Below are 17,695 nucleotides of genomic sequence, written 5' to 3'. Positions count from 1 at the left end.
AAGGGGAGTCAACTGTGTTTTGTCGGGTAGTATCGATGATGCTAGAATTTATATTGATAATTCAGCCTCAAAACTAATTCCGAATACATTTCAATGAATAATGAATCTAAAATAATAATTACCAACCCTTATCTAGGTTTTGATTGTACTACCCTACTTTATCAAAAAGGCTCTTCTGATATTCTAACAACCCTTTTTTCTTGATAAAATAACTTCTGGACAAAATGTAGTTGTAGTTATGAATTGCAGCAAAAAGAACTTCTAGATTTGAATCAATATATTGTTCGTCACGGAAGTAACGCAGATCATTTTCAATAAAAGCTTTGAAATTGGATTCTATATCTGGAGTAATTTCTTCTTTGTAATCCTCATTATTTAAAATAATCTCTATCTCATCTTTGAGTTTGTTCTCTCGATGACTCAGTGCACCGAAATTGGCTACTATTTGATCAAATGGAGTATTCATTTGGATAAATTCCAAATCATTCATCATACTATTAGTCAACTCATATTTCTCATCAATTACTTTATCATAGTCAAAAAATGACTCATATAAAGAGGTAAGTAATTGACTATCTCCATACTCTTTTTCGAGCTTAAGAAAGTAACTGTAAATATGCTGATCATTAATTTTTATTAATGCCTGTAGTTTTTCGAATTTAACCTCAAGTTCTTTTGCAATGGTTTTTGCATTCTTTCTACGGTATTTCCTACCATCATAATCAAAGGACTTAACATCGATATTCTTAGAAGCAATCTGCTTAAGGGTTTCAATATCACCTTTCATTGAAATACTCGTATAAACCAGATCTATTACATCTTGAGAAAACAGATCTTCTATCGCTTTATCTGTAGTCTCCTGTTTTGTAAGGTCTATTGGGATAGGGTTCTTATCATCATAATAACCATTGTACAACTTAGAAAAAGAGTTTGAGTCGAGTTGCTGTTTATATTCTTCTTTAAACCTCTGATCATCAATATTGATTTTCTCTTCTTTATATTGAACTGTACTAAATATTAAATCGGTTAGCTGCTCATTGCGCAAGGACCAATCTTTAAACAATGAAGTAGCAGGAGACCAATCAATTGAAGTTGCCTTTAATATAGTTTTTTCAAGCCTATCAACTCGATCTTCTGTACTTGGGTGTGAAGCCCATTGATCTTCAATAATGAGTTTTGATTTGTTATACCGATTTTCGTCCTGAAGAGTCACATTAGGAAAGCCATTCTCTATCTTAATTTCATACTCAGAAGCCATAAAACTCATAACAGATTCATGATTCTGATATAAATTGAAAGCCTTGTAATTATCCGAAATCTTCCCGTCATAAAAAGACAGTACGGATTGATATGCATGTTCTGCAAAAGACAATCTCATTAGAGAAGACTTCAAAGGTTCATATCCTGTGACACTAGCGGCTATTTCATCTGCATGAAACTCCATTTCTCTCGACAAGGCCATGTAGCTCTTGTTTACTACACTATAAAGTTGTTTAAGAATCCATTGTATGACTCCTACTATTTTCACTGCCAAGAACACAAATATGAAGAAATAACCACTGACACTTGCCCATCCCTGTATAGCTTTATCATATGAGTCATTTTCATATAGCATATTGAATATTACTTGATTCACATTATACACAAAGCTTCCTACTTTCATGGTTCGCTGTGAAAAGTGCCCAAATTCATGTGCAAGAATTGCTTTCAACTCAGATTTGGAAACACTGTTAACAAGACCTATTCCAATCATCAAGTTTTTCTTAACTGGGAAAAACATACTCCAAAAGCTAGAATCATAAAATACAGATGCATTAACATCTGCAGATAAATATACACGCTTGGGAAAACGTGTATCAACTCTCTGAACTATGTCATCTATCATAGCAAATAACTCAGGCTCATCTGACCTTTTTATTTCTAGAAGATGTGACCTATCTACCTTATTGGTTTTAAAAATAAATTTGACTAGAAAAACTAAAACCAATATTCCTAAACTTGCCAATCCTACTCCTAATGCGAGAGTAACGAACTTAGGGATTTCAATCACAAGTGCTATTCCTCCTGTTACACAGGCTACAGTTAAGACTAATGCTAGTAGAAACAATAAAATGTAGGTAATAGCAAATAAAGCTATGGCAAGAATCGATCTTGTTGTTTGGGCTTTAAATTCGGCGGTTAGTTTTACCTCAGACGCTGACATAGTGATTAGATTAAAAATTTAAAAAAAAGAAAATTAATACCTCACCACTGATTTTGCAATATTGATACACTTTGATCTTATCCCTGAGTAGTTATAGTTGATTAAAAGGCAGTTACCTATTATTGAATGTAACTCTTATTCTACTTTTTGCTATCCAAAGATACTTATAGGAAATTTCTGTCAACTCGACTTAGCATTAGCTTAATAGTCAACGAAAGAACGAAACAATCATATCTCTTTTCAAATCATTTTCAATCTTTAACCATCCAAAAATCAATTTATGCCTTCTCTTTTTCTAATCTGTCTTTGACATATTCTACTTGAGTCTTTCCATGAGGTTTAGGATGTCCTGCTTCATCAAGGCTTACCATTACTATTTTATCGACTGTTAGAATTGTTTCTCTGGTCATTTTATTTCTGACTTCGGACCGGAGTGTCAAAGAAGTACTGCCAAACTTGACCACTTCTATGCCTATCTCGATGATTTCTCCTTCCTTGGCACTAGAGCGAAATTCTATCTCACTGATAAACTTGGTAACTGTTCTTGGGTTTTCTAATTGGATAATTGCATACAGAGCCGCCTCTTCGTCTATCCATTCTAATAACCGTCCTCCAAACAAACTTTTATTTGGATTTAAGTCTTCTGGTTTTACCCATTTGCGTGTATGAAAATTCATGCTTTTAACTTTATAGTGAAATGAAAATTTTTAAGTTTCTGTTAATAGAAACCTCACCCACTTATACGTAATACAGGCACAAATTCCTTATCAATTTATTCGATTAGATTATAGACTCACAAGTAATAAAAGGTCTAAAATTCTATAGACTTAGGATTGGCTGAAATAAGAAATAGTTAATCGAGAGTGTAAGTATCAATATCTTCGTATCTGTAATATTCATGCTGATGAATACCATCTCCGGTATCTTCGAATCGAAGTAAATCTATCCAAGGTCCTTTGTAGTCCTTTTGTAAAAAATTTGGAAGGATCTTTCTTAAAGTAGCAGTCGTCTCGCCAGAAGCTGCGAAAGCTTGGGACCAGTTATTTTTATAATATGCTTCCTCAGTATCTGGATCTATCAAGGTTAGATCTAGACATAATACACCTTCTCCAATATCATCGATCTCCACTTCGATCTCAAGCCCTCCTACCTGCTCAGATACATGCTCTGCAATCAAAGTTGCGATTTCTATCAAAGGTTTGTCTTTGTCAATTATCTCATAGCGATCTATGACATGTGTAAACAAATATTCGTTTTCTAGGTAATGATTAGTATATAGTGGCAAAATATACTTTTCATCTCCACTCTGCTGAAATCTAAATTGCTTTATAACTACATTCTCTTCTGTAGATTCTACTATCTCTAATTCCTCAATTTCTTTAGATAAATTGGCTTCGTCTACCATCTCAACAGTAGGCTTAGTGCTATTAAAATAATTATTACAACTGTAGAGACTGACTAATAGTATAATGACTAGTGGTTTTGATAGCGGCTTAAGAATTGTCATGAAATACAAACTTTGAGTGACTATTATTGATTATCGAGGGATAAGACATCAAATAATTTCTTGGACCGGTAGGGTGTCCCTATTGTTAAGTTATTTGTTGTCAATATAAAGATCTTTCGATACGTTTTGTATTACTTCATCCAACTTTTGAGCACTTTGATCTATTAACTCAAATAATTCTTCCTTAGAGGTGGGATCATCTGTAGCGTTGTACAAATTAACTGCTCCTAAAATGTTCGCTAATGGTGCCCTTACTATATGTGAATTCATAAAGGCATACTTTTCTATTTGCTTATTTTTTTCTTTCACATCCGCTACCTGCCCTGCTACTTTTTCCTCTAAATCAAGCTTTACATGATTCAATTGTTTATTCAAGCTATTAGCTTCTTCTCTTTTCTTTTGCTGATCAAGGTAATACTGGCCGATTAATCTATACATCATTATGTATGACATATAATTGGCCAATAAGAAGATAATACCTCCTATGGCAAACGCTATATAGCGAGCTTCTATATAGTATTTTTCTCCTATGGTAACATACCCAAAGTAAGCATTGACAAAAACTGCGATAAGAGTTATTAAAAGCCATATCAACGATGCCCTTAGACTGGCAAGAAAAATACTCAGCATAGGTATCAAAGGCATCCAATAGATAAGAGTATGAAAAAACTTAGGATTACTAAAAAAATGAAGCTGTATTAAGAGAAAAAATAAGAATACCATAGCCTGACCGTACCAATAGGTATTAGAACTATACCTTACCAATATGGCTAGTATAGAATTCAATATTAAAAAGGTCCCCAATAGCATTGGGTTACCTGTATTGAAATCAACAATGAGTTCCATGAGCAACATCAAAAAGTTGACTGCTGTCACTATGTAGATTGTTTGCCGACGTGTACGCATGGCAAACTCAAGGTCAAAGTTTTGTTTTTGGTGGATAGAAAACTGAGTTATTATTTCACTGTCTATCATAAATGGGCGTCTTCACGATACTTTACAACATATATTCTTCTGGTACAAATGGATTAGAATTCACTTTTGCAAAGCAAAAGAAAAGCTTATCATGCTGAAACTTTAAAACGAAATTATATGAATGATATTTTACCCTCACTGAAAGGGTAGAAAGGAAGGTCTAGACCTATTCTTTTCATAGGAGGAAGATAAATTCCAGACAGATGATAACCTAATACAAAAAATTACTCTAATATTAACTGAGGAAGTAACTGCTTCTTAGTCAGAGTAACGGTTCTTTTCTTACCGTTTTCTAATATCTCAATGTCTACCTTATTTGTTTTAAAATCTTTGCTTTGATTCTCCCAAATAGAGCATAGTTGTTCGTCAGTTAAATCGGTCAATTCTATACCATTTATTGATAGAATATCGGAGTTCAAGTCAATAGGTTGATTTAATCTATGGTCATTCCACGTATTATAAAAGACAACTTTGTTTTTGATATAGTTAGGAGCGAAAGTGTATTCATATACTTTCAGCGAGCCATTTTTAAATTCATCTACAGGCTTCAAATAAAACAGTTCATTGGTCCAATCTAGAGTCACCAGATAGTTGTCAAAAAACTTATTCCCTAAAAGTTTTGCATGATTTTCACTAAATGCAATCACCTGATTGTGTACCTGAATATTATTTACTTCGATATCTTCTATGTAGGCGTAGTTTTTTACTTTCAAGTTCTTACCACTTGCTGTAAATGAAGACACCGTTGCCTGTGTACTCTGGATTTGAGTATTTGTTTTAAGCTTATCAAACGTCTTCAAATCAGATGATATAAAACCAGATGAACCTGTATCAAACTTGTATTTGGCTTTAACATCATTGAGTGCTACCTCTATTCTGGCACCACCATGTTTCCCTGAATTAGTTTCAAACACCACCGCGTCTTGAATATCAAAAGCGTCTATTTTGTCCGATACTCTTAGTACTCTGTTCTTATAGTCGATCTGCCATTTTGCTTTTCTCATTAAATTATTTCCGATAATGCCTGAAACACTTTGGCCACAACCCCAAACTTGCTCAAAAGGTGAATGATCAAACACTTGAGCACCTATGTTGGTAAACTCTACACCTGCGATAGAAAGGCTCTCTATAGATACAAACTCGGTAACAAGCTTGTTTTTTTGAGCATCTGATACTTTTTGACTGTGATTGTTTGATTTGACACTTATCTCTGACATCAGACCATCATCAATGCTAGTCAAGTCATTGCCAGTATCGAATATGAAATTGTAATTACGACCATCTATTTGTACCTCGATGATAATTGTATTGTTTTGGTAATAAAATGGAATTTCTGTCAAGAAATCTTCCTGCTTCACTTCTCCTTGTTTTAGCGTTTTCATCTGCTTCATGGATGAACATGAGACGAGTAAAATGAACAAAAAGGAAATTGGATATATCGTATTTTTCATAAAGGATCAGAACATGAATCACATCTACTTTTAGCTGTGTATCAACACAATACTAATAGTCTAAACCTCTAAATACAAACAGAACTATAGGCATCAATGGTTTTCTATTCTATCCTTGATTCAAGAATCATAAATACAATCATCTATATTAAGTAATTGTTAACAGCTGAGAAATCAAGATACTGTACTTCATTATTGATTGGGAAATTCCTAGTTTTAAATAGAGTACTCACCAATCCAACTTAATATGCCAACTATCTACCAATGGCGCCTTTGCGCTTTTATCTCTATTATTCTCTTCTCAGGATGTATCGAAACGAACCAGTCGTTTAAAACACTAGAGCTAGAAAAGACCCAAATACTAAAAGATCTAGCCAACCGATCAGATCTCAGTAAGACGTTAAAAAATTCAAAAACTGACACTCTATCTCTCGAATCAGTTTCTGGTAGTGTTTATGAATATTTTCAAAACCCTACAGAAACAATAGCTATTGATAGTGTATTGAATACTGAGTTGAATATTGGATACTCTGATCAGTATATATGGAATGTAAATCAGTCAAAAATGCTCAAGGTACGATTGAGAAACTATAATGGGTTATTAGTACCTCCTACATTTAGAATCAAACCTGGAGACCTCCTACGAGTCAAACTAAACAACAATCTACCTGTATTGACAGATAATGTATCTTGTGATCCATTCGGTCACAAGCATGGTGATTTTGCTGATTCTTGCAATCAAAAAAATCCTGCGACCTTTAATACAACTAATCTCCACACCCATGGTTTACATGTAAGCCCAAAGGATAGTAGTGACAATGTACTGGTACATATTGCACCTACATGTGATTTCCAAAACCATATATTACTACCCGATAATCATCCGCAAGGTACATTTTGGTATCATGCGCACGTACATGGCTCTACGGCTGTACAAGTATCTTCTGGTATGGCAGGTGCAATTATCATTGAAGGAGGCTTAGATACTTTGGCTGAGATTAAAGCTGCTGAAGAAAAGATCTTTGTTTTACAGCAAATTCCATACACCTATGATTCTGCAAATAATGTATATTCAGTAGAAGACTTCGACGCATCCTTTGGCCCGGGGACTTGGGCTAAGGGGGTTGAAGAAAATGGTTGGAGAACCACTATCAACGGTCAAACATATCCTATCATCCAAATGAAGTCTGGCGAAGTACAACGATGGAGGTTCATCCATGCTGGGGTCAGAGAGTCGCTTGAATTACAACTAGAAGGGCATACCATGCACGAGATAGCGTTAGATGGTATTAGCTTAGGCCGAATGGAGTCCAAGGACAGTATCCAGATGGAACCTGGTTATCGATCTGATGTACTAGTCAAAGCGAATCTAGTATCCGAAAGTGACACTGTCTTTTTGATCGATAGAGAGGCTCCTAAAGATGCTTCTCTTTTACAAGAATATGAAAGCCCTAAGGTTTTGGCAATAGTTATCATATCACCTGAAGTGAATGATATGCCTCTACCTACCAGCAATCAATTGAAACCATACGCTCCCTTTAAATCCATCTCCAGCAATGAACTAGAGCCTCCTATACAGAAGGTGTGGTTTAATATAGATATCAATAGCAGCCCTACTTGTTTCACGGTCAATGATCAGCCTTTCAGTATGGACAACCCTCCTAGAAAGCTGCTCTTGAACTCTGCCAATGAATGGATAGTGACCTCTAATTTTGTAAATCACCCTTTCCATATTCATGTCAATAGTTTTGAAATATTCAAAATAAAGAAGGCCAATGGTACAATTCAGGAATTTGATCCTCCGATATGGAAAGATACTTATCTGATCATGCAAAATGATTCTGTGCACATGAGATCACGATATGAAAACTTCGATGGAGAATTCGTATTACACTGCCATATTCTGGATCATGAAGATCAAGGGATGATGGAATTGGTAAAAATCGTTAAGAGCGAAGACGTTTTATCTTCCATTAATCAAAAAGAATTATTGACCAGTGGGATCGCCTTCTGTGGCCCTACTCAATAAAAACAACTCACTAAATATCCACCTTATCATGAATCAAATCCACAAATGGGTACTATCGGGTATCATCATCTGCTCTTTAGTATTAGTAGCTAATGCCCAAGTAACACGAAAAAACATAGATCAACTAACACCAGAGGAACTGGGAGCGTATGAGCATGCAATACAACTGCTGAGAGATCGAAGTGCAAAAAACCCATACCTACTCGACGGGTATGCCTGGCAAGCATGGGTACATAATAAAAACAGAGTATCTGTACCAAAGAAAAATACCTTGAAGCAGGGAAAAATGAATCCTACTAGGTTCTATGAAAAAGCTGCTTCTCAGACGTACTCAGATGGAACCTATGGCTACCCAGGCATGTGTGAGCATGGCAAGGATATCTTCCTTGTGTGGCATAGAGCACAGTTCTATTACTTCGAACAGATTCTACAAAACACTGATCCAGAAGGTACTATAGTAGACAGTAAAGGCAATAAGTATCCTACAAAAGACATAGGCGTACCGTATTGGAATTTCACCCAAAAACCAAGTGGAAAGAAGTTTCCGAAAGCTTATGAAAACAAAAAATCTGTTCTATTTCATGAAGGAAGAAACCTCGAAAACAATCCCGAATACAAAGAGTTTACTTCCCCTGAGCTATTAGCCAGTTTATTAGACGAGCCTGATTGGCCCACATTTGGTGGATATGTCAATGCCACTAATGGAGGCTACGGAACTTTCGAAGCTCAAATGCATAACCCCATGCATACTCCGTTTATCGGTGGAGATATGACTTATCCATCTAGAGCCGCTTACGACCCTATTTTCTATTCCTTTCATTCATACATAGATTATGTTTTTGAAGCATGGATCGAGCGACATGGTACAGACGACATTACTTCTACTGACTATTTTTTAAGAGCAGAACAACCACAAGAATTTAATTTACCAGATTTCAATCCCGGTATGGGTGATCGCCCCAATATGGGACAAGCAAAACTGTATTTCGATATCAAAAAGCTAGGGTACCAGTTCAAGAGTGAACCAGATGATACCATATACACTAAACAGCAAATTGAAACTTTCCTTCAAGACGAAAACGGAATGCCTTTAGAGTTAGCCAAAAGTGACTTAAGTCCCTATTACAAGCTTTTTTATGAAGGAGTGTCTAGAAAACCAGAAGCAACTGTAGGCAAACTCATTACCAACGATGTCACTGTAAAACCAGCGAGTAAAAAGCAACCTTACCTATATACCTATACAGAACCTAATGCATCTTCGTCCTACCAAATAGACTTATATATGCACCCTAAAAAGGTTAAAGCAGAAATATCATCAGAAAAATTTCGTAAGAAGTATTTCGTAGCAACATCTACAGCTTGGCTAGACCCTGAGCATCACCATGGAAGTAATGGTATGATGGATCACAAACTCAACGTAGACCTTACCAAGGTCATGAACGACCTCGATAAGAATTTTGACAAACAAGCTTTTCAACTAACTATAAACCACACTAAACTATAATTGCCATGAGCGTATATTTCGATCCAGATATCAAAAACATCTTTGCACCCTATGTACAACCCATGTTAGAAGTTTCTATCGCTACTGATCAGGGTACTTTCAGTTTGGACCTGAGCAACTACGAATCCGTATGTAGACTAAGCCAACGCATCAAGATTGCTATAGAGGGGTATATGCCTGGTAAAGAAACTGCCCACCCAATGCCTCCTGGGAATAACCCTTTGCCAGACAGAGATATTCAAAAATACAATGATTGGTTAGATGCTGGCATGCCTGAAAAAGAAGGTGCAGAAACGTTTGAAGGAGTAATAGTATAAATTCCACGATCAAGATCGAAAAGCAATCTTGAAGACTAGATACAAAAAGAGTGTCTATTGATATTGAAAACTATTTATCAATTAGACGCTCTTTTAATTAATGGTCTTAGTAAAGAATTAATTCTGTAAAGTCAGCATATTTTTTTAGCGTGATCACCCCTTCCTCTGACTAAACAGCCATTTGAAAAGATAGTCTTGTTTGAGGGCTGTGGTCATGACGTAATGACAATCGTCACCGCAATCATATGCGTACTCTGAATAAAAGTACTTTTTATTATTACCTATTGCTGTTTCGATAGCTGCGTCTGTCAGGCTAAACTCTTGATCATCATACCAGTGTGTATAAACAGGACTATATCCCTTACTCTGTAATCTACTAAACATCATTCTTGATGTTTTTGCACCTCCTACTTTGTCATCTTGATGAATAAACTCCCATATTGGGATATTTTTGAAGGTGTCATTGTCAATATTGGAAAGCACTTCTTGAAATCTAGAATTGTTAACAGACAGTGACTGTGCAAATGGCACAATGGCCGCCAGTCTTTCTTTCATCTGAGTAGCGATATACCAAGTAGCCCCACCTCCCATAGAATGACCCGTTAGGTAGATTCTATTTTCATCTATGTTAGGATAGTCCGCCAATAGAGTAGTTAAAAGCTTTTCTATAAAATCAATAGACTCCTCACCTGCCCAACCATCATTATATTCAAAGTGTTTGGTCCATAGTCCATTATTGAGATTGGGCGCGACGACGTAGGCTGGATATTGTTTTTGATTTTCTTTTTCTATCCAAGCCAGTGCCATGTAGCCCGTCTTTGAATCATTGAGAAATTCAGCTTCGGATTTTAGGTAATACTCTGTACCATGTAGAGCGATAATCAAAGGGTATTTTTGATCAGAAAGAATATCGGCGCCTTTTGGTTGAAAGAAACTATAAGGAAAAGATGCTCCTGTCAAATCGTGTAAGAAGTGCTGCTTAGTAAATTCGTAGTTGAAATCTTCCTCATCGATCGTTTCTCCATCATCATCTGTCTCTACTTCGTCTATGGTTTCTTCAACCGTTATCTCCTCGATGGTTTCCTCATCTCCTTTTGAACATGAGAATAAAAAGAACAAGAGAATGTATATCTGAAAATAAACAATAGCTGTTTTCATGTATGGTGCAATGAGGATAAAACCCTATTCAATTTCCTTATAGTATGAAGGTGCAATTCTAAACTAATTACCAAAAGATCTAAACCTCTTTTATTTATACATTGAATTAAGAAATAGTTAAGCAAAAGCAATTCTCTAGAAAGTCACTTCATTTCCATTGGCTAGTAAATAGACAACTATATGAAGGATTAAGTAATAAAAAGACAACTCCAAGAAGGACTAAAACCAATCCTGTCTACTCTTCATAGGACTAAGCAGAGCTCTGTAAAGTACAATTAGGATTAATGAGTTCATTGTAAACTCATATTAGTATTAGTGTTAAACCTGTCAACTTATTTAAGGAGGTTTTGCAAATAGCCCTTGAGTCTCTGCAAACTTCCCTGATTCTATTGCACAGCATGCTTTGAGTATTGCATAGGTACCTTAACAGTCTGCACAGTGCTCCAAACGCTCTGCATAGGCCTTCGAATACTATGCACAACTATCTCAAACGTCTGCACACACGGCCCAATGCTCTGCACAGACATCTCAAATGACTGCACAGATACCTTGAGGCACTGCATAGATATCTTTAGACGCTGCACATGATTTTCATCATTATGCATAGATTATTAAACCGTTATATTTAAATTTCAGCCATTATTAAATCAATATTTTTAAAAAAGTATGCAACAATCGCAAATTAACCGCCTTGAAATGTTCGAGGCTACAAACCTGTATCTAGACCATAATGCCGCTATTTGGAACGCTATCCCTATCCTTACTAAATACAAAACGGCTTTGAATCAAGTTATCGAGGGCATCAAGCAAAATGCGTTGGATCAAGATTCTGCTCAAATAACTATCGGAGGGTCAATCAGGGAACTAAAACAAGTCATAGCTGATAAAATGGATATTTTGGATGATTCACTTGAGGCTTATGCAGACGATATGAATGACTCTGAGTTACTTGCCCAAGCTTCTAATTCTAAGTCAGACTATTTCAGATTGTCACATGAAGAATTCGAAACTAAGACCAAAAATGTAATTGGTCTACTTGAGAAAAATGTGGACGCTATGGCGGATTACGGAATGACGGTAGAGCAAATCGAGGATGTAAAAACTAACTTCAATTCTTTTCAGGAAAAACGTGGTATGCCTAGGGCCTATCAGATTGCTTCTAGAATCGCTACCCAAAGCTTGGAAGAGCTATTTGAGGAAGGTAACAAAGCCTTGACTAGATTGGACAAGGTAATGTCGAGGTTCCGTAGATCAAATGTAACTTTCTACATAGGCTACGAAGCTGCACGTCATATCGTGAAGAGCTAAACCTCAAGGTTAAAATCATATTGAAAAAAGCACTCTCATTCGAGTGCTTTTTTCATATCATGTAATCAGTGATTATTCATCACCGAACTATCAACTTCTTGATCGTTGATTTCCCAGCCGTATAGACTTTCACTAGATATATGCCTGCTTTCAGATTTCTAGTATCTATAGACAATTGTCCCTCTGAAATTGAACGCTTATAAACTTCTCTTCCTTGAAAGTCTGAAAGTGAAACTTCCGCATTGTCAACCAGTCCTTGTACTAGTACCTTCACATATCCTTCTGCGGGGTTGGGAGCCAAACTAAAATCAACATTGGCTTCTGTCGATTCAACTTCACTCAATGCTGTCAATCTGAAATTACTTACTGGAATCAAAGCCCACTGTGTCCAGTTGCCATTCCATGATGATGGCTTCTGGATGATATCACTATAATTGGCACTAGTCTCAGGACGGAAATAATCTCCCGTAGCTCTGTTCTCTAAGTAAAAATATCCTCCCGAAGAAGAGACTATTTTCCATTGGGTCCAGCTACCGCTGTATGAAGTTGGTTTCTGAACTAGCACACTATTTTCAGTATCATCTATTGGTCTAAAATACATGCCATTGCTTACATTCTTAAAATAGAAGTAGCCATTATCAGTATTGATTTTTTCCCATTGGGTAGAAGCGCCATTCCATGTAGAAGGTACCAATTCCAAAGGAGTGTTTTCCGCGTTTCCTGACGTACGAACTTTCTTACCCGTTTCTCTATTTACTAGAAAATACTTAGTCGAACCACCGCTAGGATTATCTATCAGTTTGTAAGTATGTATCCAGTCCACATACATCGTATTGATGTTATTGTTGGACAGGTCATTTGGATTGGCTATTCCTCCAGTCCATGCCTCATCGGCAGTCCATAGGTCCCAGATGATGTTCAAACTTCTGGTAAATACCTTAGTGGACTGAACACTACCTACCTCTTGACCATTGATATAGAAAGAAACATTATGTTCGTCCTTCCAATAGCATCCCAACGTTTGATAAGTTTCATTCCACTTTTTACCCTTGGCAGGATTGCTATTGGGTAAATTTCGAGTATCAACTCTTGGCATATGCGCTCTCTCTGTCACGCCATTTTTGACAATGAAGTATTGAGAATACATTTCATAGGCACGGTCTGCGTCTCCAGGCCACGATGGTTTAGAGTTGTGCTCACAGATATCAATTTCATCTCGGTCATCTATATCCCCATTGTTCAGCCAATAAGTGCTAAACGCAGAAATATGCGCAGTTATCATACTGCATTCCGTATACATTGGGAAGGTTATTCTTTCCTTGGACATCACTCGTGATGTCTGAAACCACCTCGATGAACCAGAGTCATGAGTAGCTTTGATCCACAAGTTACCACCTGATACTCCTGAATTTCCTGAGACCATCTGCACTGGCTCACCATAGTTCCACAAAGGCTTCGTCCATTTAGTACCATCCCAAGTATCAAACTCATCAGAAAGGTTTTCAACCTTTTGCCATTTTTTACCAGAAGGAGGATTGGGTTGTGCGATGACATTAGACACACATAGAGCGGCTACAGCTATAAGCATAGCCGCTTTTAGGGTATTAAGTTTAATCATAATAAAAATTTTATAGTTAATCCATAAATCTCTATAGATGAAGTACTTAATCCTTATTAACAGACTAGATTAGAACTGGTCAAACTCTTGTTCAATACTCAATTTCTTCAACAGACACGGGGTAGTCTTTGACAATTCAAGGGGCATTTTGTACAACGGCCTATACCCTATACGAATAACTAATCAAAAAAATCCCCACTCACTACCCAAATGATCTAAACAGAGTATTGATCAGCCATAGCATCGTACAACTTGACTTTTTGCGTCTTACCTTTCAATGAAAGCTCCCCTAAGAAATGATAGCTAATTGCTTTTCGATTTGGCAAAGCATGAAGTAAATCCTCAGTAAAAATAAGGTCAGTCTTATATTGGTTGCAAAGCCCTTGCACTCTGGCAGTAGTATTAAGAACATCCCCAGTATAGATCACTTCTTTCTTCAATGCTCCTATCTCTCCAGTAGTAACTTCTCCTAGATGAATCGCCGCTTTGAATTCTGGGATCAGTCCAAATTTGGTTTTAAAATCTAAACGCTTCGCAGATATACTTTCTCTGATTTTTTGAAAACAAAGTAAACAGTTGCTGTTCTCCACTCCTCTCTCTTCCATCCACGTTATCACTACCTCATCCCCTATATATTGGTAAACTTCACCATGCGTATTGATGATGGCGTCAGACATCGAATCATAATAAGCCTGCAACAGCTGGAAATACTTTTCATTTCCCAATGATTCAGCGATAGAAGTAGAACTTTTCATATCCAAAAACATGAAGATCCTACGTTCCTTTTTCGGCTTATGATATTTACCTGTGAAGAAATTGAAGAGCACTTGATAGCCTAAGTTTTCACTAATAGCCGCATAGAGTAGACTCAGCATCAACTGAAAGCACAACTGAACGATAGTATTCAAAAGCACTATACTTCCCATAAACCGAGTTGTCTTTTCCACTACTTGTGAATCAAAAGGATTGGTGCCCAATTCAATGCTCGTTGCCAGCATAAAGGCCACAACGATGATAAAACACATCAGGATCGTATAAATCAGAAACTTATAAAGTACCTTTTTACCTAGGCTAAATTGTGTCAATCTATTCTCAAGTACCACTAGTTCAATAACTCCTACAAGCATACCTACAATCAGAAGAGCGAAAGAAGCAAATACAAAGACTGGTAGAGTTAAAGTAATAGATTCCTCTGGGTAAACATTTTGATACCCAGTAGATACAGACTCGGTAAATAGAAATATCCAACCCGTAATCAGCCAGATGATGCCAAATGGGAAGGTCCGACTTAGATTTCGATAAAACTTGGGACTAAAGTTCAATGGGTGAATAAGTAATTTGAATTATTTGTAATCTTAAGATAGACAATCTTTAAAAAGTTAATCCCTTTTTAACTGGTAGATTGAAACTAGCTTATTGGTACCAAAATATTTCGATATCAGAACCAGGTTTAGATTACGTAGTCTCATGATCCCGCGTTATACAGGAATTGGCAATCTTCTATCTTTCAGTTAATTTTGAGTTGCGTTAACGTACACCATAGCGTTAACATTGCTAAAAAAAATAAAAAGATATGAAGGATAAAGTAGCTGTAGTCACAGGAGGATCAGGCGTACTGTGCAGCGTCATGGCTAAACACCTTTCCCTACAAGGATTTAAAATAGCTCTAATTGGGAGAACACTTTCAAAGCTCGAAAATGTAGCCAATGAAATCAAAGAAACTGGTGGGACCGTACTAGCTATCGCTGCTGATGTTCTAGATAAAGATGCCTTACTCAGTGCACACCAGAGTATTAAAAGTGAGCTTGGTACTTGCGATGTTCTCATCAATGGTGCTGGAGGCAACCATCCCGATGCTACTACTTCCATGACCGAGTTTGATTCAACAACTAATGAAGGAAAAGGATTCTTCGATTTGGATCACAAAGCTGTTGGAGGAGTATTTGACTTAAACTTCCTCGGCACATTCCTTCCTTCCCAAATCTTCGGAAAAGATATGATTGGCAAAGAAGGCTGTTCCATCATCAATCTATCATCCATGAGTGCCTATTCACCGATGACTAAAGTAATGGCTTATAGTGCTGCTAAAGCCGCCATATCCAACTTCACAGAATGGATGGCAGTACACTTCGCTTCTGCAGGTATCAGAGTGAATGCCATAGCTCCGGGATTCTTTTTAACGGATCAAAATAGAGCATTGCTTACTAACTCTGACGGAAGCCTTACTGATAGAGGCAATACCATTCTAAGTCAAACTCCGATGAAACGATTTGGTAAACCTGAAGAACTAGTTGGAACATTGGAATGGTTAATAGATGATTCTTCAACATTTATAACTGGTATAGTAGTACCAGTCGATGGAGGGTTCAATGCATTTAGTGGAGTATAAGAGTTAAAAAAGATGAGATTAGAGCAAACATGGAGGTGGTATGGTCCTAATGATTATGTATCACTCGAGGATGTGAAACAAGCAGGTGCAACAGGTATTGTCACTGCACTTCACCATATCCCAAATGGGGAGGTATGGACCATCGATGAGATTAAGGAAAGAAAGTCAATTATCGAGTCTGAAGGTCTTACTTGGAGTGTAGTAGAAAGTGTACCAGTTCATGAAGATATCAAGCGCCAAACTGGTGACTACAAGCTATATATTGAAAACTATAAGCAGACTATCCGAAACTTGGGAGCCTGCGGAATAGATACTGTCTGCTACAACTTCATGCCTGTAGTAGACTGGACTAGAACCAATCTAGACTATCCCTTCGAAGATGGATCGACATGTCTGGGATATAGCAAGCTTGACATGGCAGTATTTGAACTGCATCTACTGAAGCGTCCCGGAGCATCAGCGACTTATTCTGAAGAGGAACAAGAAGAAGCTAGGAAACGCTTCGAAAGCATGAATGATGCGCAAAGAAAAAACATCGTGGACAGCATTATCGCTGGACTTCCTGGAGCAGAGGAAGGATATTCTTTAGATGAATTTCAGAGTATCTTAGATACATATGACAACATTGATGTCAAGAAGATGAAGGAGCATTTGTTCTATTTCTTAAATGAAATTACACCTGCTGCTGAAGAAGCTGGAGTGAGACTATGCATTCATCCTGATGATCCTCCATTTTTCATATTAGGACTTCCAAGGGTAATGAGTACTGAGCAGGATGTCGTGGACCTATTTGATGCTGTGCCTAATGTTCACTGCGGATTGACCTTCTGTACCGGATCTTTTGGAGTCAGAGCTGATAATGATCTCTCTGGAATGGTCAAGAGACTTGGGGATAGAATTCACTTCATCCATCTTAGAGCTACTAAACGAGATGAAAAGGGCAATTTTCATGAAGCGGATCATTTGGACGGTGATGTAGATATGTACGCAGTCATGAAAGCTCTGGTAGAAGAGCAGGAGAACAGGAATACTGATGGTAGATTAGATCTAAGAATGCCATTCAGACCTGATCATGGGCATCGCATGCTCAATGACTTAAAAAACCCAGGAAACCCAGGATATACGGCTATTGGACGTCTTAGAGGTTTGGCTGAATTGAGAGGTTTAGAACTTGGGATAAGAAGGTCAAAGGCTGATCACAAATAATTCTGGCAATCATGAAAGAATCATAATCTA

Annotated in this window: 14 protein-coding genes; 6 read left to right on the top strand and 8 right to left on the bottom strand. The window is 37.1% G+C overall.

Features of this window, described 5'->3' with window-relative positions:
- Positions 1 to 148: 148 nt before the first annotated feature.
- The 5 genes from DKG80_RS09495 to DKG80_RS09475 form a co-directional block, all read right to left on the bottom strand.
- Positions 149 to 2,203: a M48 family metalloprotease gene (locus DKG80_RS09495; RefSeq protein ID WP_109831092.1), complete on the bottom strand. Its 2,055-nt coding sequence runs from the start codon at positions 2,201 to 2,203 to the stop codon at positions 149 to 151.
- A gap of 278 nt (positions 2,204 to 2,481) precedes the next feature.
- Entirely contained in the window at positions 2,482 to 2,880 is a 399-nt protein-coding gene (locus DKG80_RS09490; protein ID WP_109831091.1) for an acyl-CoA thioesterase, read from the bottom strand.
- Between the two features lie 176 nt (positions 2,881 to 3,056).
- The gene (locus tag DKG80_RS09485) at positions 3,057 to 3,710 is read right to left on the bottom strand and encodes a hypothetical protein (RefSeq protein WP_162555785.1); all 654 of its coding nucleotides are present in this window, start codon (positions 3,708 to 3,710) and stop codon (positions 3,057 to 3,059) included.
- Positions 3,711 to 3,800: 90 nt separating this feature from the next.
- Positions 3,801 to 4,685 (bottom strand): histidine kinase, encoded by an 885-nt coding sequence (locus DKG80_RS09480; protein ID WP_162555784.1) that lies wholly within the window; start codon positions 4,683 to 4,685, stop codon positions 3,801 to 3,803.
- 224 nt (positions 4,686 to 4,909) lie between these two features.
- Positions 4,910 to 6,067: an aspartyl protease family protein gene (locus DKG80_RS09475; RefSeq protein WP_162555783.1), complete on the bottom strand. Its 1,158-nt coding sequence runs from the start codon at positions 6,065 to 6,067 to the stop codon at positions 4,910 to 4,912.
- A gap of 316 nt (positions 6,068 to 6,383) precedes the next feature.
- Here DKG80_RS09475 and DKG80_RS09470 point away from each other — a divergent pair, with 316 nt between their 5' ends.
- Genes DKG80_RS09470 through DKG80_RS09460 form a run of 3 tightly spaced genes read left to right on the top strand, consistent with a single transcriptional unit; the run spans position 6,384 to position 9,986 of the window.
- Entirely contained in the window at positions 6,384 to 8,165 is a 1,782-nt protein-coding gene (locus DKG80_RS09470; protein WP_109831087.1) for a multicopper oxidase family protein, read from the top strand.
- Between the two features lie 28 nt (positions 8,166 to 8,193).
- The gene (locus tag DKG80_RS09465) at positions 8,194 to 9,669 is read left to right on the top strand and encodes a tyrosinase family protein (protein WP_162555782.1); all 1,476 of its coding nucleotides are present in this window, start codon (positions 8,194 to 8,196) and stop codon (positions 9,667 to 9,669) included.
- Positions 9,670 to 9,674: 5 nt separating this feature from the next.
- Positions 9,675 to 9,986: a hypothetical protein gene (locus DKG80_RS09460; RefSeq protein WP_109831085.1), complete on the top strand. Its 312-nt coding sequence runs from the start codon at positions 9,675 to 9,677 to the stop codon at positions 9,984 to 9,986.
- A gap of 153 nt (positions 9,987 to 10,139) precedes the next feature.
- On the opposite strand, the gene DKG80_RS09455 is transcribed toward DKG80_RS09460, so the two are convergent.
- A complete protein-coding gene (locus tag DKG80_RS09455; protein WP_109831084.1) occupies positions 10,140 to 11,144 on the bottom strand; it encodes a carboxylesterase family protein in 1,005 nt (334 codons plus the stop codon).
- 696 nt (positions 11,145 to 11,840) lie between these two features.
- Between DKG80_RS09455 and DKG80_RS09445 the strand changes: the two genes are divergently transcribed.
- Complete coding sequence (locus DKG80_RS09445) at positions 11,841 to 12,452, top strand: hypothetical protein (RefSeq protein ID WP_109831082.1); 612 nt, start codon at positions 11,841 to 11,843, stop codon at positions 12,450 to 12,452.
- Between the two features lie 79 nt (positions 12,453 to 12,531).
- Here DKG80_RS09445 and DKG80_RS09440 read toward each other — a convergent pair whose 3' ends face one another.
- The gene (locus DKG80_RS09440) at positions 12,532 to 14,070 is read right to left on the bottom strand and encodes a T9SS type A sorting domain-containing protein (RefSeq protein WP_109831081.1); all 1,539 of its coding nucleotides are present in this window, start codon (positions 14,068 to 14,070) and stop codon (positions 12,532 to 12,534) included.
- 215 nt (positions 14,071 to 14,285) lie between these two features.
- On the bottom strand, positions 14,286 to 15,392 hold the full coding sequence (locus tag DKG80_RS09435) for an adenylate/guanylate cyclase domain-containing protein (RefSeq protein WP_109831080.1): 1,107 nt from the start codon (positions 15,390 to 15,392) through the stop codon (positions 14,286 to 14,288).
- Positions 15,393 to 15,643: 251 nt separating this feature from the next.
- Between DKG80_RS09435 and DKG80_RS09430 the strand changes: the two genes are divergently transcribed.
- A complete protein-coding gene (locus tag DKG80_RS09430; RefSeq protein ID WP_109831079.1) occupies positions 15,644 to 16,459 on the top strand; it encodes an SDR family oxidoreductase in 816 nt (271 codons plus the stop codon).
- 12 nt (positions 16,460 to 16,471) lie between these two features.
- Complete coding sequence (uxuA, locus tag DKG80_RS09425) at positions 16,472 to 17,665, top strand: mannonate dehydratase (protein ID WP_109831078.1); 1,194 nt, start codon at positions 16,472 to 16,474, stop codon at positions 17,663 to 17,665.
- Positions 17,666 to 17,695: the final 30 nt, after the last annotated feature.

This window comes from Reichenbachiella versicolor, from assembly GCF_003171675.1.
GTDB classification, from domain to species: Bacteria; Bacteroidota; Bacteroidia; order Cytophagales; family Cyclobacteriaceae; genus Reichenbachiella; species Reichenbachiella versicolor.
Note: the sequence above shows the minus strand (reverse complement) of the source record. Positions and strands in the feature narration are given on the sequence as shown.

Excerpts from the sequence above, each read along its gene's own strand:
- DKG80_RS09495 (WP_109831092.1), bottom strand. The coding sequence starts at position 2,203 with ATGTCAGCGTCTGAGGTAAAACTAACCGCCGAATTTAAAGCCCAAACA.
- DKG80_RS09490 (WP_109831091.1), bottom strand. The coding sequence starts at position 2,880 with ATGAATTTTCATACACGCAAATGGGTAAAACCAGAAGACTTAAATCCA.
- DKG80_RS09485 (WP_162555785.1), bottom strand. The coding sequence starts at position 3,710 with ATGACAATTCTTAAGCCGCTATCAAAACCACTAGTCATTATACTATTA.
- DKG80_RS09480 (WP_162555784.1), bottom strand. The coding sequence starts at position 4,685 with ATGATAGACAGTGAAATAATAACTCAGTTTTCTATCCACCAAAAACAA.
- DKG80_RS09475 (WP_162555783.1), bottom strand. The coding sequence starts at position 6,067 with ATGAAAACGCTAAAACAAGGAGAAGTGAAGCAGGAAGATTTCTTGACA.
- DKG80_RS09470 (WP_109831087.1), top strand. The coding sequence starts at position 6,384 with ATGCCAACTATCTACCAATGGCGCCTTTGCGCTTTTATCTCTATTATT.
- DKG80_RS09465 (WP_162555782.1), top strand. The coding sequence starts at position 8,194 with ATGAATCAAATCCACAAATGGGTACTATCGGGTATCATCATCTGCTCT.
- DKG80_RS09460 (WP_109831085.1), top strand. The coding sequence starts at position 9,675 with ATGAGCGTATATTTCGATCCAGATATCAAAAACATCTTTGCACCCTAT.
- DKG80_RS09455 (WP_109831084.1), bottom strand. The coding sequence starts at position 11,144 with ATGAAAACAGCTATTGTTTATTTTCAGATATACATTCTCTTGTTCTTT.
- DKG80_RS09445 (WP_109831082.1), top strand. The coding sequence starts at position 11,841 with ATGTTCGAGGCTACAAACCTGTATCTAGACCATAATGCCGCTATTTGG.
- DKG80_RS09440 (WP_109831081.1), bottom strand. The coding sequence starts at position 14,070 with ATGATTAAACTTAATACCCTAAAAGCGGCTATGCTTATAGCTGTAGCC.
- DKG80_RS09430 (WP_109831079.1), top strand. The coding sequence starts at position 15,644 with ATGAAGGATAAAGTAGCTGTAGTCACAGGAGGATCAGGCGTACTGTGC.
- uxuA (WP_109831078.1), top strand. The coding sequence starts at position 16,472 with ATGAGATTAGAGCAAACATGGAGGTGGTATGGTCCTAATGATTATGTA.